This is a genomic window from Ruegeria intermedia, from assembly GCF_900129345.1.
GTDB classification, from domain to species: Bacteria; Pseudomonadota; Alphaproteobacteria; order Rhodobacterales; family Rhodobacteraceae; genus Ruegeria; species Ruegeria intermedia.
The window spans coordinates 47643-70794 of the sequence record NZ_FQVK01000018.1 but is presented as its reverse complement, the minus strand read 5'-3'; the positions used below and the strand labels follow the sequence as shown (position 1 = coordinate 70794).

Annotated in this window: 21 protein-coding genes and 1 pseudogene; 17 read left to right on the top strand and 5 right to left on the bottom strand. The window is 63.4% G+C overall.

The annotated features are described in order from the left end of the window. Window positions 1-80 precede the first annotated feature (80 nt). The 3 genes from F3H26_RS13380 to F3H26_RS13370 all read left to right on the top strand — a co-directional run bounded on the left by F3H26_RS13380 (window position 81) and on the right by F3H26_RS13370 (window position 4613). Window positions 81-1949 carry a PAS-domain containing protein gene (locus F3H26_RS13380; protein ID WP_149776549.1) on the top strand — a complete coding sequence of 623 codons (1869 nt, stop codon included), beginning with the start codon at window positions 81-83 and terminating at the stop codon, window positions 1947-1949. After that, on the top strand, window positions 1946-2647 hold the full coding sequence (locus F3H26_RS13375) for a response regulator transcription factor (RefSeq protein WP_149776529.1): 702 nt from the start codon (window positions 1946-1948) through the stop codon (window positions 2645-2647). The genes F3H26_RS13380 and F3H26_RS13375 overlap by 4 nt, the downstream gene beginning before the upstream one ends. A 199-nt stretch (window positions 2648-2846) precedes the next feature. Beyond that, window positions 2847-4613, top strand: a complete 1767-nt coding sequence (locus F3H26_RS13370) for an ABC transporter ATP-binding protein (RefSeq protein WP_149776528.1) — start codon at window positions 2847-2849, stop codon at window positions 4611-4613. A 30-nt stretch (window positions 4614-4643) separates the two neighbouring features. Here the strand turns inward: F3H26_RS13370 and F3H26_RS13365 are convergent. Both F3H26_RS13365 and F3H26_RS13360 read right to left on the bottom strand, forming a co-directional pair. Next, a pseudogene (locus F3H26_RS13365) lies at window positions 4644-5240 on the bottom strand (transposase); the annotation flags it as partial. 29 nt (window positions 5241-5269) lie between these two features. Beyond that, the gene (locus F3H26_RS13360) at window positions 5270-5827 is read right to left on the bottom strand and encodes a hypothetical protein (protein WP_149776527.1); all 558 of its coding nucleotides are present in this window, start codon (window positions 5825-5827) and stop codon (window positions 5270-5272) included. Between F3H26_RS13360 and F3H26_RS13355 the strand changes: the two genes are divergently transcribed. Continuing rightward, window positions 5820-6152 (top strand): hypothetical protein, encoded by a 333-nt coding sequence (locus F3H26_RS13355; protein ID WP_188127770.1) that lies wholly within the window; start codon window positions 5820-5822, stop codon window positions 6150-6152. The two genes, F3H26_RS13360 and F3H26_RS13355, sit on opposite strands and share 8 nt — an antisense overlap. Before the next feature lie 4 nt (window positions 6153-6156). On the opposite strand, the gene F3H26_RS13350 is transcribed toward F3H26_RS13355, so the two are convergent. The 3 genes from F3H26_RS13350 to F3H26_RS13340 all read right to left on the bottom strand — a co-directional run bounded on the left by F3H26_RS13350 (window position 6157) and on the right by F3H26_RS13340 (window position 10370). After that, window positions 6157-7464 carry an HlyD family type I secretion periplasmic adaptor subunit gene (locus F3H26_RS13350; protein ID WP_149776525.1) on the bottom strand — a complete coding sequence of 436 codons (1308 nt, stop codon included), beginning with the start codon at window positions 7462-7464 and terminating at the stop codon, window positions 6157-6159. A 2-nt stretch (window positions 7465-7466) separates the two neighbouring features. After that, window positions 7467-9206, bottom strand: a complete 1740-nt coding sequence (locus F3H26_RS13345; RefSeq protein WP_149776524.1) for a type I secretion system permease/ATPase — start codon at window positions 9204-9206, stop codon at window positions 7467-7469. 288 nt (window positions 9207-9494) lie between these two features. After that, window positions 9495-10370, bottom strand: a complete 876-nt coding sequence (locus F3H26_RS13340) for a MurR/RpiR family transcriptional regulator (RefSeq protein ID WP_149776523.1) — start codon at window positions 10368-10370, stop codon at window positions 9495-9497. Between the two features lie 104 nt (window positions 10371-10474). Here F3H26_RS13340 and F3H26_RS13335 point away from each other — a divergent pair, with 104 nt between their 5' ends. The 13 genes from F3H26_RS13335 to F3H26_RS13275 all read left to right on the top strand — a co-directional run bounded on the left by F3H26_RS13335 (window position 10475) and on the right by F3H26_RS13275 (window position 23028). Next, window positions 10475-11266, top strand: a complete 792-nt coding sequence (locus tag F3H26_RS13335; protein WP_149776548.1) for an N-formylglutamate amidohydrolase — start codon at window positions 10475-10477, stop codon at window positions 11264-11266. Further along, window positions 11263-11781, top strand: a complete 519-nt coding sequence (locus F3H26_RS13330) for a TRAP transporter small permease subunit (protein ID WP_149776522.1) — start codon at window positions 11263-11265, stop codon at window positions 11779-11781. The genes F3H26_RS13335 and F3H26_RS13330 overlap by 4 nt, the downstream gene beginning before the upstream one ends. Next, window positions 11781-13106, top strand: coding sequence for a TRAP transporter large permease (locus F3H26_RS13325; RefSeq protein ID WP_005977024.1), 1326 nt, complete (start codon window positions 11781-11783; stop codon window positions 13104-13106). The genes F3H26_RS13330 and F3H26_RS13325 overlap by 1 nt, the downstream gene beginning before the upstream one ends. Before the next feature lie 70 nt (window positions 13107-13176). Next, on the top strand, window positions 13177-14208 hold the full coding sequence (locus tag F3H26_RS13320) for a TRAP transporter substrate-binding protein (RefSeq protein ID WP_149776521.1): 1032 nt from the start codon (window positions 13177-13179) through the stop codon (window positions 14206-14208). A 121-nt stretch (window positions 14209-14329) separates the two neighbouring features. Further along, complete coding sequence (locus tag F3H26_RS13315; RefSeq protein WP_188127769.1) at window positions 14330-15691, top strand: glutamine synthetase family protein; 1362 nt, start codon at window positions 14330-14332, stop codon at window positions 15689-15691. A gap of 94 nt (window positions 15692-15785) precedes the next feature. Then, a complete protein-coding gene (locus F3H26_RS13310; RefSeq protein WP_149776520.1) occupies window positions 15786-17168 on the top strand; it encodes an aldehyde dehydrogenase family protein in 1383 nt (460 codons plus the stop codon). A 66-nt stretch (window positions 17169-17234) separates the two neighbouring features. Beyond that, window positions 17235-18380 carry an iron-containing alcohol dehydrogenase gene (locus F3H26_RS13305; protein WP_149776519.1) on the top strand — a complete coding sequence of 382 codons (1146 nt, stop codon included), beginning with the start codon at window positions 17235-17237 and terminating at the stop codon, window positions 18378-18380. 126 nt (window positions 18381-18506) lie between these two features. Continuing rightward, window positions 18507-19172, top strand: coding sequence for a Crp/Fnr family transcriptional regulator (locus F3H26_RS13300; protein WP_149776518.1), 666 nt, complete (start codon window positions 18507-18509; stop codon window positions 19170-19172). A 97-nt stretch (window positions 19173-19269) separates the two neighbouring features. Beyond that, window positions 19270-19485 carry a YgaP family membrane protein gene (locus F3H26_RS13295; protein ID WP_149776517.1) on the top strand — a complete coding sequence of 72 codons (216 nt, stop codon included), beginning with the start codon at window positions 19270-19272 and terminating at the stop codon, window positions 19483-19485. Between the two features lies 1 nt (window position 19486). Further along, window positions 19487-19918 (top strand): YeeE/YedE family protein, encoded by a 432-nt coding sequence (locus tag F3H26_RS13290; protein ID WP_149776516.1) that lies wholly within the window; start codon window positions 19487-19489, stop codon window positions 19916-19918. A 4-nt stretch (window positions 19919-19922) separates the two neighbouring features. Then, window positions 19923-20360 (top strand): DUF6691 family protein, encoded by a 438-nt coding sequence (locus F3H26_RS13285; protein ID WP_149776515.1) that lies wholly within the window; start codon window positions 19923-19925, stop codon window positions 20358-20360. An 85-nt stretch (window positions 20361-20445) separates the two neighbouring features. Then, entirely contained in the window at window positions 20446-21330 is an 885-nt protein-coding gene (locus tag F3H26_RS13280) for an MBL fold metallo-hydrolase (protein ID WP_149776546.1), read from the top strand. Window positions 21331-21345: 15 nt separating this feature from the next. Further along, window positions 21346-23028 carry a TIGR01244 family sulfur transferase gene (locus tag F3H26_RS13275; RefSeq protein ID WP_149776514.1) on the top strand — a complete coding sequence of 561 codons (1683 nt, stop codon included), beginning with the start codon at window positions 21346-21348 and terminating at the stop codon, window positions 23026-23028. Window positions 23029-23152: the final 124 nt, after the last annotated feature.

The following is a 23152-nucleotide window of genomic DNA, read 5'->3' as shown; positions in this document are numbered from 1 at the left end:
TACACCTGCCCGAAAACTGGTGATAGGCCTGTGCCCAGGGGAGGATCGGCTTGGAGATATCCGAACAGCGCATCAAGGAAATGACCACCGCAGGGCTTAACCTGATCGGTCAGGCCCTGTCGATCTATGACGACAAGCTGCGGCTTGTGGTCAGCAACAAGCGCTTTCAGGAAATGTTCGACCTTCCCGAAGCCCTGGTGCAGCCGGGCGCGCTGTTCAGCGACACGATCCACTTTCTGGCCAGCCGGGGCGAATATGGCCACGATCAATCGGTCGAGGATCTGGTCAGCGTCCGGGTCGAACAAGCCTTGGCGTTCGAGCCGCACTACATGGAGCGCGTGCGTCCCAACGGGCAGGTGATCTCGATCGAGGGCGCGCCGCTGCCCACCGGTGGCTGGGTCGCGGTCTATACCGACATCACCAGCACCAAGCGGGTCGAAGAGTTGCTGCGCAGCCGGTCCGAAGAACTGTCGGATCAGTTGCTGAGCCATGCCGAAGAGCTTTCGGCCTCCAACCGGCAACTGGCCGCCACGATCAGCGCGCTGGAAGAGGCCAAGCGCCAGCTGACCGAAATCGAAGCGCGCACGCGCATGACGACCGAGATGATGCCGGCCCATATCGCGCATCTGGATGCCGAGGGGCGGTATGACTATTCCAACCGGCGGCTCAGTTCGGTCCTGCCGGGGCGGCCGTCGGACATCCTGGGGCTGCACATCTCGCAGGCGCTCGGTGCGCATGCCTACGAGAGGGTCCGGCCGCATCTGCAACAGGCCTATGACGGTCAGGCCTCGGTGTTCGAATTCACCGAGGATCAGGATTCGCGCCGTATCCGTGTCTCGTTCACGCCCGATGGCACGGGCGGCGTCTATATCATGTCGGTGGACATCACCGAGGAAACGCAGGCCCGCGTGGCCCTGCAGCAGACCCGGCGCCGAGCGATGGCCGCGCAGATGACCAGCGGGCTGGCGCATGATTTCTCGAACCTGCTGACCATCATCCTGGGCATGCAGGCCAAACTGGAAAAGATGGACCTGCCCGAAGACGCCGCCGAGCTTGTGGCCGCAACCCAGCAGACCGCGCGGCGCGGCGGGCAGCTGCTGAACCGCATTGCCGACATGACCGGCAACCGCACCCCGCAGCCGCAGGCCACCGACATGCGCGGCCTGCTCGAGGATCTGCGGGTCCTGGCCTCGCCTTCGCTCCCGCGTGGGGTGGGGCTGTCGGTGGTCAACACCCTGCCGGACGAGGCGCTGATGCTGGACCCGGGCATGGTGCAGGACGCGCTGCTGAACCTGGTGCTGAACGCCCGCGACGCCTGCGGAAGCAGCGGGCAGATCACCATAAGCGCCCATGCGATCGGCCGGATCTGGGTGGAAATCACCGTATCCGATACCGGTCCGGGGTTTTCGCCCGATGCGCTGGACAAGGCGTTGAACCCGTTTTTCACCACCAAGGGCAGCAAGGGGTCGGGGCTGGGCCTCCCTATGGTTTACGATACCGTTAAACTGGCGGGTGGAGACCTGCAATTGCGCAACACGCCCTCGGGCGCATCCGTGATGCTGCGGCTGCCTTACCGGCCCGCGCCGCCCGTTCAGTCGGGCCTGGCGCTGCTGGTCGAGGACAGCGACGATCTGCGCCACCAGTTCCGCGACATGCTGGTGGATCTGGGGCTCTCGGTGATCGAGGCGACCTCGGCGGATGAGGCGCTGGCCCTGGCCACCAGCCTGGACGACATCTCGCTGATCCTGTCGGACATCCGGCTGGAGGGCGCCGCCACCGGCATTGATCTGATCGAAAGGCTGAACGCCCCGATCCCGACGATCCTGATGACTTCGTTGCCCTATGACGACGCGCTGCACCGTCGGGCTCTTGCCAAGGCGCCGGTCCTGCGCAAACCCTTCACCCGCGCGCAATTGTCCGCGCTCATCCGAACCGAGGCCGCCTCATGACGCAACCCCTGGTGACCATTCTGGACGACGAACCCGAAATCCGCCGGATTCTGACCGAAGCGCTTGAAGACGCTGGATTTCGAACCCAGAGCTTTGCCCGCGCCCGCGAATTCGAAGCGTCACTGAAACGGGTCACGCCGGATGTCTGCCTTGTGGACCTTTCGCTGCCCGACACCGACGGGCTGGCGCTGGTGCATCGGCTGGCGTTGGAACAGGGGGCGGCGGTCATCATCATCTCGGGGCGGGCACAGGTGCAGGACCGGGTGACGGGGCTGGAACTGGGGGCTGATGACTACATCACCAAACCCTTCGACCCCGCCGAGGTGGTGGCCCGCATCCGGGCCCGTCTACGCGCGCCCAGATCCCAGGCGCAGCAATCGCAGGTGGCCCGGTTCCATGGCTGGACGGCCTGTTTCGACCGCTATGTTCTGCTGTCAGATACCAGCGAGGAAACTGCGTTCAGCCACGCCGAGGGCGAGGTGTTGCGGTTGTTTCTGGAAAGCCCCAAACGCCTGATCACCCGCGCGCAGATGCAAGAAGCGCTTGGGGGCGCCGCCGGAGAAAGCTTTGATCGCGCGATGGACGTGCGCATATCGCGGCTGCGGACCAAACTGGGAGAAGACCCCAAGAACCCGCGCCTGATCAAAACCATCTACGGCGCCGGTTACATCTTTCTGGGCGACGTCGAGTGGCAGTGATGGAGTTTCGGAGTGAACGGCCGACAGGTCTTGGTCGCCCGAAGCTTTGAAAAAACCCGAACCGGCACTGGTATTTCCGAGCTCAGCCCCCAATTAAGGGCGGTTGCGCGACGCGGCACGGCCTTGCCGGCACGCGCTTTGACAACTTGCAAATCCGGTTCTGACACGCAACAAGGCGTCAGAACGTTTGGAGACCCTGATGATCGGAAAGACCTGGGCCAAGTGGCGGTCCGGCCATATCGGCCGGCTGGTGGGCGACAGTCTGCGGGCGCAGTGGCGGCTTTACGCCATTGCAATGGTCGCCATGGCGATCGTGGCGGTGACCACGGCCGGAACCGCGTGGATGATGGAAAGCATCGTGGACGCGATGACCACGCCCGAGATGAAATCGCAGGTCTACTGGATCGCGCTCGGGGTCGTGGGGCTGTTCTTCACCAAGGCGGTGGCCTCCTATGCCCAGGCCGTGTTTCTGGCACGTGCCGGCAACCGCATCATCGCCGAGCAGCAGGAGAAACTGTACGACAAGCTGATCACCCGCGGGGTCGGTTTTTTCGCCCAGACCGAGTCCTCGAACCTGTTGATGCGCGTGACCAACGGGGCCCAGGCCGCGCGGCGGCTTGTGGACGTCATCGTCACCAGTTTCGTCCGTGACGCTCTGACGCTGGTCGGTCTGGTCTTTGTGATGATCTATCAGCAACCGGTTCTGTCGGTCCTGTTCTTCGTGGTGGGGCCGTTGGCCCTGTGGGGTGTGCGGGCGCTGTTGAAAAGCGTGCGCGTCATCATGGAATCCGAGTTGAAATCCCTGGCCGAGATCATCAAGGTGCTTCAGGAAACCTCGGGCGGGATCAAGGTGATCAAGGTTTTCGCGCTCGAGGACATGATGGTCGACCGGATGCACGGGGCCATTCGCTCGGTCGAACGCCGCGCCAACTCGATCGCCAAGTTGCAGGCGATCGCCAGCCCCTTGATGGAGCTTCTGGCCGGGTTGGCGGTGGCGGGTGTTCTCGTGGTTTCCACGATGGGGCTCGCCGGCAGCGAGCCGCCGTCGGCGGGTCAGCTGATGTCATTCATCACGGCCCTTCTGATGGCCTACGAGCCCGCCAAACGGCTGTCACGCATGCGTGTGGCGATCGAAACTACGTTGGTGCCGATCGGCATGATGTTCCAATTGCTGGATCAGGAAGAGCCGATGCGCGAAAAGCCGGGGGCAACCGACCTTGCCCCCGGGCCGGGAGAAGTTCGCCTGAAGGACGTGACCTTTGGCTATAGCGGTTCGCACCCGGTCATCCGGAATCTGAACGCCACCTTCGAGGCCGGCAAGACGACTGCCCTGGTGGGGCAGTCCGGCGGCGGGAAATCAACCATCTTCGGTCTGATCATGCGGTTTTTCGACCCGGAAAGCGGTGCGGTCGAAATCGACGGGCAGAATTTGCAGGATGTCAGCTTTGCCTCGTTGCGGCGCAAAATCTCCTTTGTGGGTCAGGACACGTTCCTGTTTTCCACGTCGGTGAGGGAAAACCTGCGCTTTGCCCGACCGGATGCCACCGACGAAGAGATTGTCGAGGCGGCCCGGGCCGCACATGCGCATGACTTCATCATGGCGCTGCCCGAAGGTTATGACACGGAGGTTGGCGAAAACGGAGCCTTCCTGTCGGGCGGACAAAAACAGCGCCTCGCCATCGCCCGGGCCATTCTGCGCAAGGCCGAGATCCTGTTGCTGGACGAGGCCACCAGTGCTCTGGATGCGGAATCCGAATCTCTGGTCAAGGACGCCCTGGACCGACTGACCGAAAACGTCACCACGATCGTCATCGCGCACCGGCTGTCGACGGTGCTGGGCGCCGACAAGATCATCGTGGTGCAAGACGGGCAGGTGGTCGAACAAGGCAATCTGGATGAATTGCTGGAAATGAACGGCAGCTTCCGGCGATTGTTCGACCAACAGTTCAAGACGTCCTCCAACTGACGGAGTCGGTGCGCAATGGGTCTGGATTCGTAACCAGAACATGATGCCGGCAGCCAAGGCGCGGGCGGATCGGAACACCCGCGGGTACGTGTCATTGCGGGTCGCAAACGCGGCGCTGATCCTTGAAGCGGGCCTCAGCATGCGGCTGGCGGGTTGCTGAGCATCCGGATCGCCCCGGCGGTCATGTAATCGCCCCGCTGGCCGGCAGTCAGGAACACTCGCAATGGCCGCTTCACCGCATCGGTGATGGCGTGGGGTTTCGAGTTCATTCCGCCCTTGGTGCAACGGCCTCGCCCCGTTCTTGAACCTCGGGCTGGAGGCGGTGCAGTGGGTCTTGAAGTGGATGGTGTCGGTCATCAGCGTATCGGCGTCGCCGCCCTGTTCGGCCCGCCCCGGAAACATCCCAGCACCGATGCCTATCTCGCTCCACCGCTTCCAGCGTCTGCAAAGAGTTTTGTGTGGCCCGCACTCAAACGGTGCGTCACGCCGGCGCAAGCCTTTGCGATTGAATAAGATAATCCCGCTCGGCACACGTTTGCCATCCACGCGGGGCTTGCCGGAGGACTTCGGAAAGAAAGGCTCGGGCCTGACCATCTGCGCATCGCTCGGCCAATAGTGGTCAGACATGTTCACCGCTCCGATTTCGGAGCCGTAAATCACGCAGTGAGAGGGACATCAAAAGCATCCGGATCCGACATTGCCGGGCACGCTGTCGTTGGGTCGGTGACCATCAGATAGATTTCACCGCCCGACCGAGCGTCCACCGGGCCTCCGGCAGCCGAAGTCAAGGTTCCCAAACCGAGACCGGGTGGTTGGGTGTTCACTCCGACAAAGCCGGAGTTCGCGCCAAGCGCACTTTCCAGCCCCGAAATCTCGACATCTGGTCGGCTTCTGCGCAAGCTCGCTACATCAGGCCCGCTGAAGAGCAATGCATCTGTCACATCCGTTGCCGGACCCAGGGTGAAGCCGGTGACTGCATCAGTGCCGTTGATGGCGGGATCCGTTTCAGCCTCGACCAGATCGCGCGCGGTGCCGGTCAGGTCGAATGTGTCGTCGCCACCGCTGCCTCGAACGATGTCATCTACATTGGTGGTCGCCCGGATGTCGGCGCCATCGGTACCCAATTGCCATTTGGTCGGTCCGCCGTTCGGTGCCGTTGTCGTCAGAACGACGGGCAGCAAAGGATCTTGCGCCGTCATCGTGAAGGTGAACAACAGTCGTGACGACCACGGCGCAGGCGGACCGGCAGAGCAGTTTTACCTGTGCCTGCCGGATGGAACCCTGAGCGGCCACCAGGACATCATCAAGACCTACTCCAACGCCACGCGCGAAATCATCACGCTGGGTTCCCTGCAGGTGGCCGTCGGCATGCCGTCCTTGCACGAGCCCGAATGGGTCTTTCTGGATCAGAACTCCGACCTGTCCGGCATCACGCGGCACAATGTTTCATACGACACCGGAATTTCCGTGGCGGCCGTCGATGGCGTGATCGCCACCGACATGGCATCCATTCCGCCGGGCAACCGCGAAGCTCCGTGAGGCGCTATTCGCGGAAGGCCCGGTTGAAGTAGTCGGTCATCGGTTTGACCAGATAGGACAGCGGCGTGCGCTCGTCGGTCTTGATCAGGGTTTCGACCGGCATGCCGGGCAGCAGCGTCTGGCCATTCAGCCGTTCGGTCTGGCCGTCGTCCAGGGCCACCTCGGTCCGATAATAGGCCTGCCCGGTCTTTTCATTGGTCAGCGCGTCGGCCGACACGTTGATCACATGGCCGTCGATCTGGGGGGTTTCCCTCTGGTTGAAGGCCGGAAACCGCAGGGTGACGGGTTGTCCCACATACAGTTGGTCGACATGGATCGCGTCCACGCGCGCCGCCACCAGCAAGGGCGTATCCTCGGGGACGATGTACATCATGGGCTCGCCGGGCTGAACCACGGATTGCGCGGCAAAGACCTGGCTGCCGAAGACCGTACCAGCGACCGGGGCGCGAATGTCCAGGCGCGACAGGCGCTCGGTCAGAGACAGGCGACGCTGCGACAGTTCCACGATCTGCGCCTGCACTTCCCGCAACTCGGTGATCGCTTGCTCGCGCCGTGCAGAGGCCAGTTCGACGATCTGGATTTCGGTCGTGGCGATCTGCCCCTTCAGACGGGCCACCGTAGCCTCCAGTCGCCCGATTTCACCGGTCAGGCTGGCCTCTTCGCGCTGCAGGGCCAGCACGCGGCTGGCCTGGGTCAGGCCCTTGGCCAGAAGGTCGTTCTGATCCTCCAGCTCCTGCCGGATCAGGTCGACCTGTTTGGTCAGCGACACCAATTGGGCCTCGGTTCCTGCGATTTCGCTCTCGATTTGATGCCGTTGCTTGCCCAGTTGGTCGATTTTCTGGGTCAGCGTGTCAGAGCGCGCCAGAAACAGGTTTCGTTGACCGGCGATCAGATCCGGGTCGATCGGTTCCATCCGCGCAAGATCGCGCATATGCGCGTCCAGTTCGTCGACCTTTGCGCCGTCGCGTTCGGCTTCCAGCCGCACCTTGCGCGCCAGCAATTCGAACAGCTGCGACTCGATGATGGCCTTCTCGGATGTCAGGAAGGTGCCGTCCAACCGCAGCAGCAGATCGCCTTGGGCGACATGGTCGCCGTCACGGGCGTGCAATTCGCCCACGACCCCGCCGTCAGGGTGCTCGATCACCTGCCGGTTGCTCTGGACTTCGACGACGCCGGGCGAGACGATCGCCCCGGCCAGCCGGGTCTGCGTGCTCCAGACGCCGACGCCGCCGATCAGGATCGTCAGTGCGGCAAACCCCACAAGGGCCGGAACGGTGATCCGCCAGGCCGGGCGCGAAACTTGGTTGGCCATGTCTATTCACCCACCTTCTTGAGCTGTCGCTTGATGACGCCCGCGTTCTGGACCATCGCGCTCAGAACATCGTCGCGCGGTCCGAATTTCACGATCTGGCCGCGTTCGACCACGGCCAGGTCGTCGCATTCCGAAATGGCCTGGGGCCGGTGCGTCATGATGATGGCCGCCTTGCCTTCGGCTTTGAGATTGCGGATGGCCGCGTTCAGTGCGTCCGTACCGTCGGCATCCAGCGCCGAATTGGGCTCGTCCAGGATCAGCACGACCGGGTCGCCATACAGCGCGCGCGCCAGGGCGATCCGCTGTTTCTGACCGCCCGACAGCTGGCTTTCATTGCCTTCCAGAAACGTGTCATACCCTTTCTCGAGGCTCAGGATCAGCTCATGCGCATTGGCCTTCTTGGCGGCGGCCACGACGGCCTCGTCGTCGGGCGACAGCGACATCCGCGCGATGTTCTCGGCCACGGTTCCGTTGAACAGGGTGACCTGTTGCGGCAGATACCCGATGTGACGGCCCAGATCGTCCGGGTCATACTGGCTGAGGGTGGCGCCGCCCAAGCGGACCTCGCCCGCCGCCGGTGCCCACAGTCCCAGCAGCGCCTTGGCCAGAGTGGTCTTGCCCGATCCGCTCTTGCCGATCACGCCAAGCGCCTTGCCGGGCTCCAGCACCAGAGACGCCCCACGCAGGGTCGGTGTCTTGGTGCCTGGCGGGATCACCGTCAGGTTCTTGGCCACCAGCCGCGCGGCCGGAACCGGCAACTTGGTGCGCGACGGCTCTCTGGGGGTTCGGGCGAGAAACTGGTTCAGGCCCTTCCACGCCATGCGCGCCCGTTCGACCATCGCCCATTGGCCCACGATCTGCTCCACCGGCGCCAGCGCCCGGCCCAGCAGGATCGACCCCGCGATCATCGCACCGGCCGTCATCTCGTTCTGCAGCACCAGCCAGGCGCCAAGGGCCAGCATGGCCGACTGCAGAAACAGCCGCAGGGATTTCGTCAGCGCGCTGAAGCTGCCGGTCCAGTCGCTGGCCGAAATGCTCTGCGACAGGGCCTGCGATCTCTGTAGCAGCCACCGGTCGGTCACGTCCCGCTGCATGCCCTGCGACCGCACCACTTCGACGGCCTGACGGGCACTTTCGGAAAAGGCGTTGGCCCTGGCCGACGCGACCTGGGCTTCGGCGACCTTCTGGTGGGTCAGGATCTGGTTCACGACCGCAATGACGATCAGAAGAACCCCGCCCCCCACCGCGAGCCAGCCCAGAAGCGGGTGGAAAATGAAGATGGCGGCCAGAAACACCGGTGTCCAGGGCAGGTCCATCATCGCCAGAAATACGGGTGAGGCACACAGGGCCTGAATTGTCTCGAGGTCGCGCAGCGACCGGGCCGGCGTGGCGCGCGCCTGAGGATAAAGCGCATGGCGCAGCGTCGCGTCGAACACACGTTCGTCCAGGTCGGACTGAAACTTCGCGCCGAACCGGGCAATGATCCGCCCGCGGGCATAGTCCAGCGTTGCCATCAGGCCATAGAGCAGGGCGACAAGCAGAAACAGGGCCGTCAGCGTCTCGACCGCGCGCGAGGCCAGGACGCGGTCATAGACCTGAAGCATGAACAGCGGCCCGGTCAACATCAGGATGTTGACGAAGACGCTGAACAAAAAGGTCAGCAGCAGGAAGGTCGATCCCTGCCTGCGTGCGGATTGAAGCTCGGGGTCCGGGCGGAGATTTGCGGGGTGCTTCGGGCTCACGATCGGTCAACCTTTGTCATTCATGCGCGGATCCGGGGCTGTAACAAGCTTGGACCGCGGCCAAACCCGGGACTTATCAGCCTCGCCCGACCTTCTGAAGCCGCAAGGGGGCCCGGAGTGCGAACTGCGGCGGTTTCTTGCCGGATCGACCGGCCGGATTTCGCCTTGCCCAAAGTCTCCGGGGCCGCGGTTACCTGATGTTGCAGCGAGCCTTGATGCAACAACGATATATGGGCGACATTTGTGGAACAACAGTTTTGTCCACCGGTTGCCAAAGCTCGTGAACGGTCAGTTGTCGAGGCTGCGAAAGATCCGCGTGGTCGAGAAATAGCGCTCCAGTTCCTCGATTCGTTCCTTGCTTTCTTCCCAGCGGGCTTCCTGCACCTCGGCGATCAGGGTCTCGGAAATCAGTTGAAGTGCGATGGTGGAATCCCAGCTTGACGGGGCTTCGACCAGCGCGTGGAAAGTGTAATCAGCCGTCCGCCCGATGGGCGAACCCCACTGGTCGGTGAACAGAACGACCGCCACGCCTCGATCCGAGGCCACCTGCGCCAGCTTTTCCAGATGCGCCTCGTAGCGGCGGATGTCGAAGATCACCAGGACCGAGCTGTCATCCATGTCCAGCAGGTATTGCGGCCACACGTTGGCTGAATTGCCCAGCATCGTCACGTTGGGCCGGATGATCTGCATGTGGTTGAACAGATAGTCTGCGTTCGAGCGGGTGATGCGGCCACCCACGACATAGAGATGCCGCTCGGTATCGGCCAGCAACTGGGCCACCGCGTCGAACATCGACTTGTCCAACCGCTCCAGCGTGTGCCGCATGTTGGTCCAGACGGCCTGCGCGAAACGGGTGATCGGGTGTTCGGTCTCGTCGTCGACGATCCAGGCGTCGCGTTTCGAGATCGGCTTCTTAATCTGCGCGGCGACCTCCTCGCGCAGCGCGTCCTGGAGGGCGGGAAAGCCGTCGAAGCCCAGTTTGCGTGCCATGCGGATCACCGTCGGGGTCGAGACCTGCGCCGCCGCGGCCAGCTTGGTGATCGATTGCAGCCCGGCCATCGGATAATCCTGCAGCAGGATCGACCCCAACTGACGTTCGGATCGGGTCAGGTCATCAAGCTCGTCCTGGATGCGTTGCTTGACGGTCTTGGCGACAGAGGCCATCGGCGCCCTCGTATTATTCAATTCGTTACAGAATATGAGCGAACGTAATTTTGTCTACAGTAATTTTCTTGACAGGCCGAAGTCCGCTGTAACAAATGCTACTTATGAAGCCGACACCCGAGTCCACTTTGCTGTCCCCGATCGAAGCCCCCGCTGCACGGGTGTTGAACGCGCATGGCCGCGCCCCGGCGGTGCTGGTGTGTGAACATGCCAGCCGGTTCATTCCGGCGGCGTTGAACGGATTGGGGCTGGACGCGGCGGCGGCCCGGTCGCACGCGGCCTGGGACATCGGCGCAATGGAGCTTGCGGTCGAGCTGATGGGCGCCCTTGACGCGCCGCTGGTGCAGGCGCGCGTCAGCCGTCTGGTCTATGACTGCAACCGCCCGCCCGAGCGCACCGATTCCATGCCCGAGGTCAGCGAGGTCTTCGATGTTCCGGGCAACCGGAACCTGACCCCGGCCCAACGTGTCCAGCGGGTGCGCGAGATCTACGAGCCGTTCCGGGATCTGCTGTCGGCCACGCTGGACGCACGCCCGGAGCCGCCGGTTCTGATCACGATCCACAGTTTCACCCCCGTCTACAAGGGGCAGAAACGCGATGTCGAACTGGGCATCCTGCACGATCAGGATGAACGCGCGGCCCGGGTGATGCTGGACCATGCCGCGGGCTGCGGCCTGAGGACCGCTTTGAACGAACCCTATGCGGCCGCCGATGGCGTGACCCACACCCTGCGCGAGCACGGCGTCGCGCGGGGCCTTCCCAACGTGATGATCGAGGTCCGCAACGACCTGATCGACACGCCCGCCGGGGTCAACCGGATGGCTGGCGTTCTGGCTCCGGTTCTGGCCCGGACCATCGCGGCGTTTTCTCCAACCGGAACAGAGGAGCAGGCATGAATTTCATGCGGGGATATGTTGCGGTCATCGACCGCATGAACCGCTGGATCGGACGGGTCGTCATGTACGGCATCTTCGTGATGATGGGCATTCTGCTGTGGTCGTCGATCTCGAAGACCTTCTTCCTGCCGTCGCTCTGGACGCTCGAAGTCGCGCAGTTCGCGATGGTGGCCTATTACATTCTCGGCGGGCCGTATTCGATCCAGATGGGCTCGAACGTGCGGATGGACCTTCTGTACAGCGAATGGTCGCACCGGCGCCGGGCCTGGACCGATGCGATCACCGTGCTGTTTCTGATCTTCTACCTGGGCGTGATGATCTATGGCGGGTTCGACTCGCTCAGTTATTCCCTGCAATATGGCGAACGCAGCCCGACCGCGTGGCGCCCCTATCTGTGGCCGATCAAGGTGATCATGGTCGTGGGGCTGATCCTGATGCTGCTGCAGGCCATTTCCGAGCTGTTCAAAGATATTCTGCGCCTCAAGGGCGATGACATCCCGCGCGAGGTGATCTGATGTCGTATGAGTTGATCGCCATCCTGATGTTCTCGACCATGATGCTGATGCTGCTGACCGGCCAGCGCGTGTTCGGTGCCATCGGTTTCGTTGCCGTGGTGGCCGCGTTGCTGCTGTGGGGCGACCGGGGCGGCTATGACATCGGCTTTTCGGCCGCGATGAAGCTGATGAAATGGTACCCGCTGCTGACGCTGCCGATGTTCATCTTCATGGGCTACGTTCTGGCCGAGTCCAAGATCGCCGACGACCTGTACAAGATGTTCCATGTCTGGATGGGCGGGCTGAGCGGCGGGCTGGCCATCGGCACGATCGGGTTGATGGTGCTGATCTCGGCGATGAACGGGCTCAGCGTGGCGGGCATGGCGATCGGGGCCACGATTGCTCTGCCGGAACTGCTCAAGCGCGGCTATGACAAGAAGATGGTGACCGGGGTGATCCAGGCCGGGTCGTCGCTGGGCATTCTCGTGCCGCCGTCCGTGGTGCTGGTTCTCTATGCGATGATCGCGCGGCAGCCGGTGGGGCAGCTGTGGCTGGCGGGCATCCTGCCGGGTTTGATGATGGCTGGGATGTTCATCCTGTACATCGTGATCCGCTGCCGGATAAACCCGGAACTGGGGCCGGCGCTGTCAAAGGAAGAGCGCGACGTGCCGATGGCGGAAAAGCTGCGGCTGCTGCGCGCGGGGCTGCTGCCACTGGCGATTTTCGCGGCGATGATGGTGCCCTTCGTCAATGGCTGGACCTCGCTGGTCGAAAGCTCGGCCATCGGGGCGCTGACGGCCTTTGCCGCCGCCGTGCTGAAAGGGCGGATGACGCGGCAGGTGTTCGAGGTCTCGGTGCGCTCGACGCTGGGCATCACCTGCATGTTCATGTGGATCATCCTGGCCGCGCTGGCCTTTGGCGCGGTGTTCGACGGGCTGGGCGCCGTGCGCGCGATCGAGACCCTGTTCACCGAGCGGCTGGGCCTGAACCCCTGGGTGATCCTGATCCTGATGCAGCTGAGCTTCATCGTCATGGGCACCTTCCTTGACGACACCGCGATGCTGGTGATCGTGGCGCCGCTCTATGTGCCGCTGGTGGGGGAACTGGGCTTTGACCTGATCTGGTACGGGGTGCTGTACACGATCACCACGCAGATTGCGTACATGACGCCGCCCTTCGGCTATAACCTGTTCCTGATGCGGGCCATGGCCCCGCCCGAGATTTCGCTGCGCGACATCTACGGCTCGATCCTGCCCTTCGTGATGGTGATGACGCTGGCGCTGGCCATCATCATGACCTTCCCGCAGATCGCGCTGTGGCTGCCCGACTACATCTACAACAAATGACCCCGGACATACCGGGGCACATGCGAGAGGTTGGTCTCTCGCCCATCGAAACCGACAACGGAGAGAGAAGATGACGAACAGACGCACATTCCTGAAAGGGGCCGCCGCGGCCCCGGCCGCCGCGCTGGCCACCCCGGCGCTGGCGCAATCCACGATCCGCTGGCGCATGCAGACCTATGCCGGCCCGGCATTGGCTGAGCATGTGATCGACCCGGCCATCAAGATGTTCAACCAGATCGCCGGTGACCGGATGCAGATCGAGCTTTATTATGCCGATCAGCTGGTGCCCACGGGCGAGCTGTTCCGCGCCATGCAGCGCGGTACGATCGACGCGGTGCAGTCGGATGACGACTCGATGGCATCGCCCACCGAGGTGACCGTGTTCGGCGGCTATTTCCCGTTTGCCTCGCGCTATTCGCTGGACGTGCCGGTCCTGTTCAACCAGTACGGTCTGAACGAGATCTGGGATGCGGAATATTCCAAGGTGGGCGTCAAACACATCTCGGCCGGCGCCTGGGACCCGTGCCATTTCGCCACCAAGGACCCGATCAACAGTCTTGAGGACCTGAAGGGCAAGCGGGTCTTCACCTTCCCGACGGCGGGCCGGTTCCTGTCGCAGTTCGGCGTGGTCCCGGTGACCCTGCCCTGGGAAGACATCGAGGTTGCCGTGCAGACCGGCGAGCTGGACGGCATCGCCTGGTCGGGCATCACCGAGGACTATACCGTCGGTTGGGCGGATGTGACCAACTACTTCCTGACCAACAACATCTCGGGCGCCTGGGCCGGGTCGTTCTTTGCCAACATGGATCGTTGGAACGAACTGCCCGAGGACCTGCAGACCCTGTTCCGCGTCTGCACCGACCAGTCGCATTATTACCGTCAGTGGTGGTATTGGGGCGGCGAGGCATCGCTGCGCGTGCATGGCGACAAGCTCAAGCTGACCACCATCCCCGACGAGGAATGGGCCCAGGTCGAAGCGGCCGCCGTTGCCTTCTGGGATGAGATCGCAGCCGAGTCCGAGACCAAGGCCAAGGTCGTCGAGATCATCAAGCGCTACAACGCCGACATGCAGAAGGCCGGGCGTCCGTATCGCTACAGCTAAGTCTGTTACCCCGGCGCGCGGGTTGTGTCGTGCGCCGGGGGGTTTTGGCGGGTGACCGCAAGGGCACGTGCGCCAGTGTGAGACGGGGTCGGGGTCTTGGAAGTGACAAGGAATGAGAACGATGGGCATTGATGCGATTTTGGCGGATCTGAAGGTCCAGGTCGATGAAGGCGATGTGGATACCGTGCTGGTCTGCATGGTGGACATGCAGGGCCGGTTGATGGGCAAGCGCTTTTATGCGGGTCATTTCGTGGCCGGCGCCTGGCGCGAGACCCATTGCTGCAACTACCTGCTGGCCACCGATCTCGAGATGGCGACGCCGGACGGCTATGCCTCGACCAGCTGGGAGCGCGGCTATGGCGACTATGTCATGAAGCCCGACCTCAGCACCCTGCGCCCGGTTCCGTGGCTGGAAGGCACGGTGATGGTGATGTGCGACGTGCTGGATCACCACACGCATGAGGAGGTCCCGCATTCTCCGCGCGCCATTCTGAAGAAGCAGGTCAATCGCCTGAAGGCCATGGGCTATGAGGCAATGTGCGCGACCGAGCTGGAGTTTTTCCTGTTCGAAAAGAGCTTCGATCAGATCCGCAAGGAGGGGTTCCGCGATCTGGAACCGATCTCGGGCTACAATGAGGACTATCATATTCTGCAGACCACCAAGGAAGAGCATGTGATGCGCCCGATCCGCAACCATCTGTGGAACGCGGGCATTCCGGTGGAAAACTCAAAGGGCGAGGCCGAGGCCGGGCAGGAAGAGCTGAACATAAAATACGCCCCGGCGATGCAGACGGCCGAGTATCACTCGATCGCCAAGAACGCCGTGAAAGAGATTGCTTGGCAGCACGGCCATGCGGCGACCTTCCTGCCGAAATGGCATCACGACCGGGTCGGGAGTTCTTCGCATGTGCATCAGTCTCTGTGGGCGGACGGGCAGCCGGCCTTCTACGATCCGGCCGATCCGCTGGGCATGTCGGATCTGATGAAGAGCTACATGGCGGGCCTGCTGAAATACGCCGCCGACTATACCTGTTTCATGGCGCCCTACATCAACAGCTACAAGCGGTTCATGAAGGGCACATTCGCGCCGACGCGGATCATCTGGTCGGTGGACAACCGCACCGCGGGGTTCCGGCTGTGTGGGGATGGCACCAAGGCCGTGCGGGTGGAATGCCGGATTCCGGGCTCGGACGTGAACCCCTATCTGGCCATCGCCGGAATGCTGGCCGCCGGAATCGCGGGTATCGAGGAGGGGCTGGAGCTGCAGCCGCCCACCAAGGGTGATGTCTATCAGGGGGATACCGGCATGATTCCGGGCAATCTGCGCGCGGCGCGGGATGCGTTGCACGGGTCGTCCATGCTGCGGGCGGCCATGGGCGATGATGTGGTGGACCACTATGTGCGCGCCGCCGAGGTCGAGATCGAGGAATTCGAGCGTGTGGTGACCGATTGGGAGATTGCCCGCGGGTTCGAGCGGGCGTAGAGGGCGGATGTGAGGGGCCAGCCCCTCACGCTCCCCGAGATATTTTTGGCCAGATGAAGCAGCGGGCCTGCTTTGCTTGAGGATGGAGTGACCAATGGGTCAGGTGTTGAAATGTATCTCGCCGATCGACGGATCGGTGTTTGCCGAGCGGACTGCGCTGGATCGGGACGCGGCGTTCGCCGCAGCGGGTCGGGCGCGGGCAGCGCAGGCGGATTGGGCGGCGCGGCCATTGCGGGAGCGGATCGATCTGGTGACGGCCGGCGTTGCCGCCGTGGGGGCGATGAATGACGAGATCGTACCGGAACTGGCGCAGATGATGGGCCGGCCGGTGCGCTATGGTGGCGAGTTCGGCGGTTTCAACGAACGCGCGACCTATATGGCGGGCATTGCGCGCGATGCGCTGGCTGATATCGCCGTGGGCGAGGACGAGACGTTCAAGCGCTACATCAAGCGCGTGCCGCATGGGGTGGTGTTCGTCGTGGCCCCCTGGAACTATCCGTACATGACGGCGATCAACACGGTGGCGCCCGCCTTGATCGCGGGCAATACGGTTGTGCTGAAACATGCCACGCAGACCTTGTTGGTGGGCGAACGGATGGCGCGGGCCTTCCACTCGGCTGGCGTGCCGGAGAACGTGTTCCAGAACCTGTTTCTGAGCCATGACGTGACCAACGATCTGATTGCCGGCAAGGCGTTCGATTTCGTGAATTTCACCGGCTCGGTCGCCGGAGGGCAGGCGATGGAACGGGCAGTGGCCGGAACCTTTACCCCCGTCAGCACCGAGTTGGGGGGCAAGGACCCCGGCTATGTCATGGAGGATGCCGATCTGGATGCGGCGGTCGAGACGCTGATCGACGGGGCCATGTTCAACTCGGGCCAGTGCTGCTGCGGGATCGAGCGGATCTATGTGCATGAAAGCCTGTATGACGACTTCGTCGCCAAGGCGGTCGAGATCGTCAGGGGCTACAAGCTGGGCAACCCGCTGGACCCGGAAACGACGCTGGGGCCGATGGCCAACGTGCGCTTTGCCGACGAGGTGCGCGCGCAGATCGCCGAGGCCGTGGCCGCCGGTGCCGTGGCGCATATCGAGACCTTTGCCGAGGATGACGGCGGCGCCTATCTGACGCCGCAGATCCTGACCAACGTCACACACGACATGCGGGTGATGCGCGACGAAAGCTTTGGCCCGGTCGTGGGGATCATGAAGGTGTCCTCGGATGACGAGGCCATTGCCTTGATGAATGACAGCGAATTCGGCCTGACCGCCTCGCTGTGGACGCGCGACGTGGCGCGGGCCGAACGCGTCGGTGATCGGATCGAGACTGGAACCGTGTTCATGAACCGGGCCGATTACCTTGACCCGGGCCTGTGCTGGACCGGGTGCAAGAATACCGGCCGCGGCGGCGGCCTGTCGATCATCGGATATCACAACCTGACACGTCCCAAATCCTACCACCTGAAGAAGGTGACGGGCTGAGGACGATTTGCCTGCCCCGGACCGCCCCCCTCGCCGGGGCAGGCCTTAGACACAAGGAAAGCTGACATGAGTCTTGTTGGAAACTGGTCCTATCCGACCACGATCAAATTCGGCGCGGGCCGCATCAAGGAACTGCCCGCGGCCTGCGCGGCGGCGGGGATCAAACGCCCGCTTCTGGTCACCGACCGCGGCCTGGCCGATCTGCCGATCACCGCCGCGACGCTGGACATTCTCGAGGCCGCCGGGCTGGGCCGCGGCCTGTTCAGCGAGGTCGACCCGAACCCGAACGAAAAGAACCTCGAAGCTGGCGTCGTCGCCTACAAGGCGGGTGAACATGACGGTGTGATCGCGTTTGGCGGTGGATCGGGGCTGGATCTGGGCAAGATGGTCGCTTTCATGGCCGGTCAGACGCGGCCGGTCTGGGATTTCGAGGACATCGGCGATTGGTGGACCCGTGCGGATGCCGAAGCGATCGCGCCGATCATCGCCGTGCCGACGACGGCCGGCACCGGCTCGGAAGTCGGCCGCGCCAGCGTCATCACCAACTCGGAAACCCATGCCAAGAAGATCATCTTCCACCCCAAGGTGCTGCCGACCGTGGTGATCTGCGACCCTGAACTGACCGTGGGCATGCCGAAATTCATCACCGCCGGGACCGGCCTGGATGCCTTTGCGCATTGCGTCGAGGCCTATTCCAGCCCCCATTACCATCCGATGAGCCAGGGCATCGCGCTGGAGGGGATGCGGCTGGTCAAGGAGTACTTGCCGCGCGCCTATGCGGACGGCACCGACATCGAGGCGCGTGCCCAGATGATGAGCGCGGCTGCCATGGGTGCGACGGCTTTCCAGAAGGGACTGGGCGCGATTCACGCCATGAGCCACCCGATCGGTGCGGTGTTCAACACCCATCACGGCACCACCAACGCGGTCTGCATGCCCGCGGTTCTGGAGTTCAATGCCCCTGCGATTGCCGACCGGTTCGACGCGGCCGCGGCTTACCTGGGCATTTCCGGCGGGTTCGACGGGTTCCGGGCCTTCGTGCAGGAATTCAACGACTCGCTGGGCATCCCGCGCACGCTGTCCGATCTGGGCGTGACCGGGGATGCGATCCCGGAGCTGGTCAAGGGTGCGATCATTGACCCCTCGTGTGGTGGCAACCCGATCGAATTGACCGAGGACAACCTGACCCAACTGTTCCGCGCGGCGCTGTAAGCGCAGCGCCCCCGGCGGCGATTGCTTGACCTTCGCGGATGCGGCCCCCAAGTTGGGGCAGCAACATTGTGGCTGGTGGGGCCTGGCGATGGATAGGAGCATCGGTCTGATAATGCGAACGCCGACATGAGGCAGCCGGACTGGACCGACCGGTTCAATGGAACCCGCCGCTTGCCGGACCGGGTCCGCGACCGGCTGCGCAAGGCGGCGCGCATGGTGCGGTTTCCGAAGGGTGCGCAGGTGTTTGGCCCGGACAACGTGCCCGAAAGCCTGCTGTTCCTGTACGACGGGCGAATTCGGGTATCCCAGCGGTCGGGTGCGGGGCGCGAGATCGTTCTGTATCGGGTCGAGGCCGGCGACAGCTGCGTTCTGACCACTGCCTGCATGCTGGCCGAGGAGGCATACAATGCCCAGGGGATCGCGGAAACGGACGTCACGGCCGTTGTTCTGCCGAAGGCCGAGTTCGATCGGCTGGCGGCCGAAGAAGACGCGTTCCGCGGCTTTGTCTTCGAGGCCTATTCGCGCCGGTTGATCGATCTTTTGCGGGTGGTCGACGATGTCGCCTTCGGACGCATCGATGTGCGGTTGGCGAAACGGTTGCTGGCGCTGGCGGGCGCGGCGTCCGAGATACAGGTGACCCACCAGCAACTGGCCGACGAACTTGGCACCGCCCGTGAAGTGATCTCGCGCGTCCTGAACGATTTTCAGAAGCGCGAGTTGATCACCCAGTCGCGCGGGCGGGTCACTCTTGCCGACAAGGCGGCCTTGCAGGCGCTGGCGCAAAGCGGCTGATTTTATCCTGAAATCCTTTGGCTTTCGTGACATTGTCACTGAAGAGCCCGGGAACCGGCCCTATATGTCATTCCAGACTTGGAATGTGGAGGGCATCATGACCACAAATGTGGGAACTTTGGACCGCATCCTGCGCGCCGCGCTGGGACTGGTTCTGTTGTACTTGGCATTTGCCAGCGAATTGCCGTTTTTCGACGGTGGGCTCGGGAAATGGGGCGCCGTGATCGTCGGCGTGGTGATGCTGGTCACTTCGGCGCTGCGGATCTGCCCGCTTTATGGTGTCTTGGGCATCAAAACCTGCAAGAGGACCTGACATGGAGACTGTTTTCACACCTTTCGCTTCTTTCGGGGGCGGTTTGCTGATCGGCCTGGGGGCGGTTCTGCTGATGCTGGGGCTGGGCCGCATCATGGGAGCGACCGGGATCATGTCGGGGCTGGTTTTCCCCGAGAATGCCTCGGAAATCTCATGGCGTCTGGCTCTGGTGGCGGGCATGGTCGTGGCGCCGGCGCTGATCTTCGCGGTCACCGGTACGATGCCGGCGATCGACGTTCCGGTCAGCCCGCTGATGATTGCCGTCGGCGGTGTCATCGTCGGGCTTGGGGCCAGCCTCGGGTCCGGGTGCACGTCGGGCCACGGTGTTTGCGGCCTGTCGCGCCTGTCGGTGCGGTCGCTGGTGGCGGTCCCGACCTTCATGGCAACCGCCGCCATTACCGTCTTCGTCATCCGCCATGTGATCGGAGGGTAAGCCGATGAAACTGTTCCATACCTTCCTGACCGGCCTCGTCTTCGGCGTGGGGATTGCCATCTCGGGCATGATGAACCCGGCCAAGGTCCTGAACTTCTTTGACATTGCCGGCACCTGGGATCCCAGCCTGGCCTTCGTGATGGGCGGTGCGCTTGTGGTGACCTTCATCGGCTACCGACTGGTCTGGCGTCGGAAGGCGCCCCTGTTTGCCGCGCGGTTCCAGATTCCGACCTCGACCGTCATCGACGGCAAGCTGATCGGCGGATCGGCTCTGTTCGGCATCGGATGGGGCATCGCCGGGTTCTGCCCCGGCGCGGCCATTCCGGCCCTGGGTGCCGGACGGTGGGAGGTGGTGCTGTTCCTGGGCGCCGTCGCCGTGGGCCTGGCCCTGGCCCGGATCCTGCAGGACAAACCGTTGTATTCGCGCTCGGCCAAGGCCTGAGCGCCCAAGAGGAGACAAAATCATGAACGATCAGAATTCAATCGACACCCACAACCAGCGGATGGCGGATGCGATCGCGACACCGATTTCCGACTATCCGGTCGATCTGAGCGTCAAGCCCGAGGTTCAGGGGTTCTATGACGAGGCGACGGCGACGATCAGCTATATCGTCAAGGACCCCACGTCGAACGCCTGCGCAATCATCGACAGCGTGATGGACATCGACTATGCCGCCGGCCGGATCACCTTCGAGCATGCAGATCTGCTGATCGCCGAGATCGAAAGGCAGGGGCTGAAGCTGGAATGGATCATCGAGACGCATGCCCATGCCGACCACCTGTCGGCGGCGCCCTACATCCAGCAGAAGCTGGGCGGCAAGATCGGCATCGGCGAGAACATCAAGATCGTGCAGGAGGTCTTTGGCAAGATCTTCAACGAAGGCACCGAGTTCCAGCGCGACGGCAGCCAGTTCGATGCGCTGTTCACCGACGGCATGACCTACAAGATCGGCAACATGACCGCCTTTGCCATGCACACGCCGGGCCATACGCCGGCCTGCATGGTGCATGTGGTGGGTGATGCGGCCTTTGTGGGGGATACGCTGTTCATGCCCGATGGCGGCTCGGCCCGGGCCGATTTTCCGGGCGGGGATGCGGGCACTCTGTATGACTCGATCCAGAAGGTGCTGAGCCTGCCGGACGAGACGCGGCTGTTCATGTGCCACGACTATGGCCCGAACGGGCGGGACATCCGCTGGGAAACCACGGTGGCCGAGGAGAAGGCGCACAACATCCATGTGGGCGGCGGCAAGACGCGGGACGAGTTCATCAAGATGCGCACCGAGCGTGACGCGACGCTGGCGATGCCGACGCTGATCATCCCGTCGATCCAGGTCAACATCCGGGCGGGCGACATCCCGACCGACCAGGACGGCAACCAGATGTTGAAGGTTCCGGTGAACAAGCTCTGATCGCGGGAGGCGACGATGGAAATCAGGAAAATCTCAGATCAGTTGTCGGTGTCGCCGCAGATCACACCGGACGACCTTGCCGCCATCAAGGCGGCGGGGATCCGGGCCATCATCTGCAACCGGCCCGACGGTGAAGGGGCTGACCAGCCCACATTCGAGGAAATCGAGGCCGCCGCAGAAAGACTGGGTATCGAGTCGCGCTATGTTCCGGTCCAATCCGGCCTGGTCCGCGACGAAGATGCCCGCGCCTTCGGACAGGCCCTGACCGAACTGCCCGGTCCGATCCTGGCCTATTGCCGGACGGGCACGCGCTCGGCCACGCTGTGGTCGCTGCACGAGGCCGCGCAGGGTCGGCCCGTGCCCGAGATCCTGGCCGCGACCAAGGCCGCCGGGTATGACATGAGCGGCGTCGCCCGCCGCATCGCCAATGGTGGCAAGACCCCGACCGATACCGGCGATGCGTCCTTTGACGTGGTGATCGTGGGCGGCGGGGCCGGGGGCATCGCCACCGCCGCCAGCCTGCATGCGCGCAAGTCCGACCTGTCGATCGCCATCATCGATCCGTCGGACGTGCACTATTATCAACCCGGCTGGACCCTTGTGGGCGGCGGCGTGTTCACGCCCGAACAGACGGCCAAGACGATGGGGTCGCTGATCCCGCGCGGGGTCAAGTGGATCAAGGCCGCCGTGGCCGCGTTCGAGCCGCAGAACAACGCCGTCATTCTGGATGGTTGCCGGGTGGTCAAATACGACCGTCTGGTAGTGTCTCCGGGGCTCAAGCTGGACTGGAGCGCGGTCGAGGGGCTGGAGGAAACGCTGGGCCGCAACGGGGTGACTTCGAACTATCGCTATGACCTGGCGCCCTACACTTGGCAGTTGGTCGAGGGGCTGAAGGCGGGCCGGGCGCTGTTCACGCAGCCGCCGATGCCGATCAAATGTGCCGGCGCGCCGCAGAAGGCGATGTATCTGTCGGGTGACGCGTGGGTCCGGCGCGGGGTTCTGAAGGATATCGACATCCAGTTCATGAACGCGGGCGGGGTGCTGTTCGGGGTCAAGGACTATGTCCCGGCGCTGATGGAGTATGTCAGGAAATACGACGCCACGCTGAACTTCTTCCACAATCTTGTGGCGGTGGACGGGGCGGCGAAGACCGCCACGTTCAAGGTGGCCAAGCCCGATGCCGAGCCCGAGCAGGTGACTGTCGAGTTCGACATGATGCATGTCTGCCCGCCGCAGGTGGCACCGGACTTCATCCGGGTGTCGCCGCTGGCGGATGCGGCGGGCTGGGTCGATGTGGATCAGGCGACGCTGCGGCACAAGAGCTTTGACAACATCTGGTCGCTGGGCGACGTGATGAACGCGCCGAACGCGAAAACCGCGGCCGCCGCGCGCAAGCAGGCGCCGGTGGTGGCCGACAACATCGTGGCCGATATCGAGGGCCGCGCCCCGGTGGCGGCCTATGACGGTTACGGCTCGTGCCCGCTGACGGTGGAACGCGGCAAGATCGTTCTGGCCGAGTTCGGCTATGGCGGGGTGATGAAGCCCAGCTTCCCGAAATTCCTGATCGACGGGACCAGGCCCAGCCGCGCGGCCTGGTTCCTGAAGGAAAAGCTGCTGCCGCCGATCTACTGGTCGGCGATGCTGAAGGGCAAGGAATGGATGGCCAAGCCCGAGCCGCTGAAGGTGGCGGCCGAATAAACAACCTGACCCCCTCGAAACCGACGCCGGTGAAACCGGCGCAAGTTCTGGCCTGACGCTGCGGTTATCAGGCCATGACCTGGCGGTCAGAGCCTCCTCGCTCTGACCGTCGCCTTTCCAGGAC

Coding starts and splice junctions, on each gene's coding strand:
- F3H26_RS13380 (WP_149776549.1), top strand. CDS start 81: ATGACCACCGCAGGGCTTAACCTGATCGGTCAGGCCCTGTCGATCTAT.
- F3H26_RS13375 (WP_149776529.1), top strand. CDS start 1,946: ATGACGCAACCCCTGGTGACCATTCTGGACGACGAACCCGAAATCCGC.
- F3H26_RS13370 (WP_149776528.1), top strand. CDS start 2,847: ATGATCGGAAAGACCTGGGCCAAGTGGCGGTCCGGCCATATCGGCCGG.
- F3H26_RS13350 (WP_149776525.1), bottom strand. CDS start 7,464: ATGGCCAACCAAGTTTCGCGCCCGGCCTGGCGGATCACCGTTCCGGCC.
- F3H26_RS13340 (WP_149776523.1), bottom strand. CDS start 10,370: ATGGCCTCTGTCGCCAAGACCGTCAAGCAACGCATCCAGGACGAGCTT.
- F3H26_RS13335 (WP_149776548.1), top strand. CDS start 10,475: ATGAAGCCGACACCCGAGTCCACTTTGCTGTCCCCGATCGAAGCCCCC.
- F3H26_RS13330 (WP_149776522.1), top strand. CDS start 11,263: ATGAATTTCATGCGGGGATATGTTGCGGTCATCGACCGCATGAACCGC.
- F3H26_RS13325 (WP_005977024.1), top strand. CDS start 11,781: ATGTCGTATGAGTTGATCGCCATCCTGATGTTCTCGACCATGATGCTG.
- F3H26_RS13320 (WP_149776521.1), top strand. CDS start 13,177: ATGACGAACAGACGCACATTCCTGAAAGGGGCCGCCGCGGCCCCGGCC.
- F3H26_RS13315 (WP_188127769.1), top strand. CDS start 14,330: ATGGGCATTGATGCGATTTTGGCGGATCTGAAGGTCCAGGTCGATGAA.
- F3H26_RS13310 (WP_149776520.1), top strand. CDS start 15,786: ATGGGTCAGGTGTTGAAATGTATCTCGCCGATCGACGGATCGGTGTTT.
- F3H26_RS13305 (WP_149776519.1), top strand. CDS start 17,235: ATGAGTCTTGTTGGAAACTGGTCCTATCCGACCACGATCAAATTCGGC.
- F3H26_RS13300 (WP_149776518.1), top strand. CDS start 18,507: ATGAGGCAGCCGGACTGGACCGACCGGTTCAATGGAACCCGCCGCTTG.
- F3H26_RS13295 (WP_149776517.1), top strand. CDS start 19,270: ATGACCACAAATGTGGGAACTTTGGACCGCATCCTGCGCGCCGCGCTG.
- F3H26_RS13290 (WP_149776516.1), top strand. CDS start 19,487: ATGGAGACTGTTTTCACACCTTTCGCTTCTTTCGGGGGCGGTTTGCTG.
- F3H26_RS13285 (WP_149776515.1), top strand. CDS start 19,923: ATGAAACTGTTCCATACCTTCCTGACCGGCCTCGTCTTCGGCGTGGGG.
- F3H26_RS13275 (WP_149776514.1), top strand. CDS start 21,346: ATGGAAATCAGGAAAATCTCAGATCAGTTGTCGGTGTCGCCGCAGATC.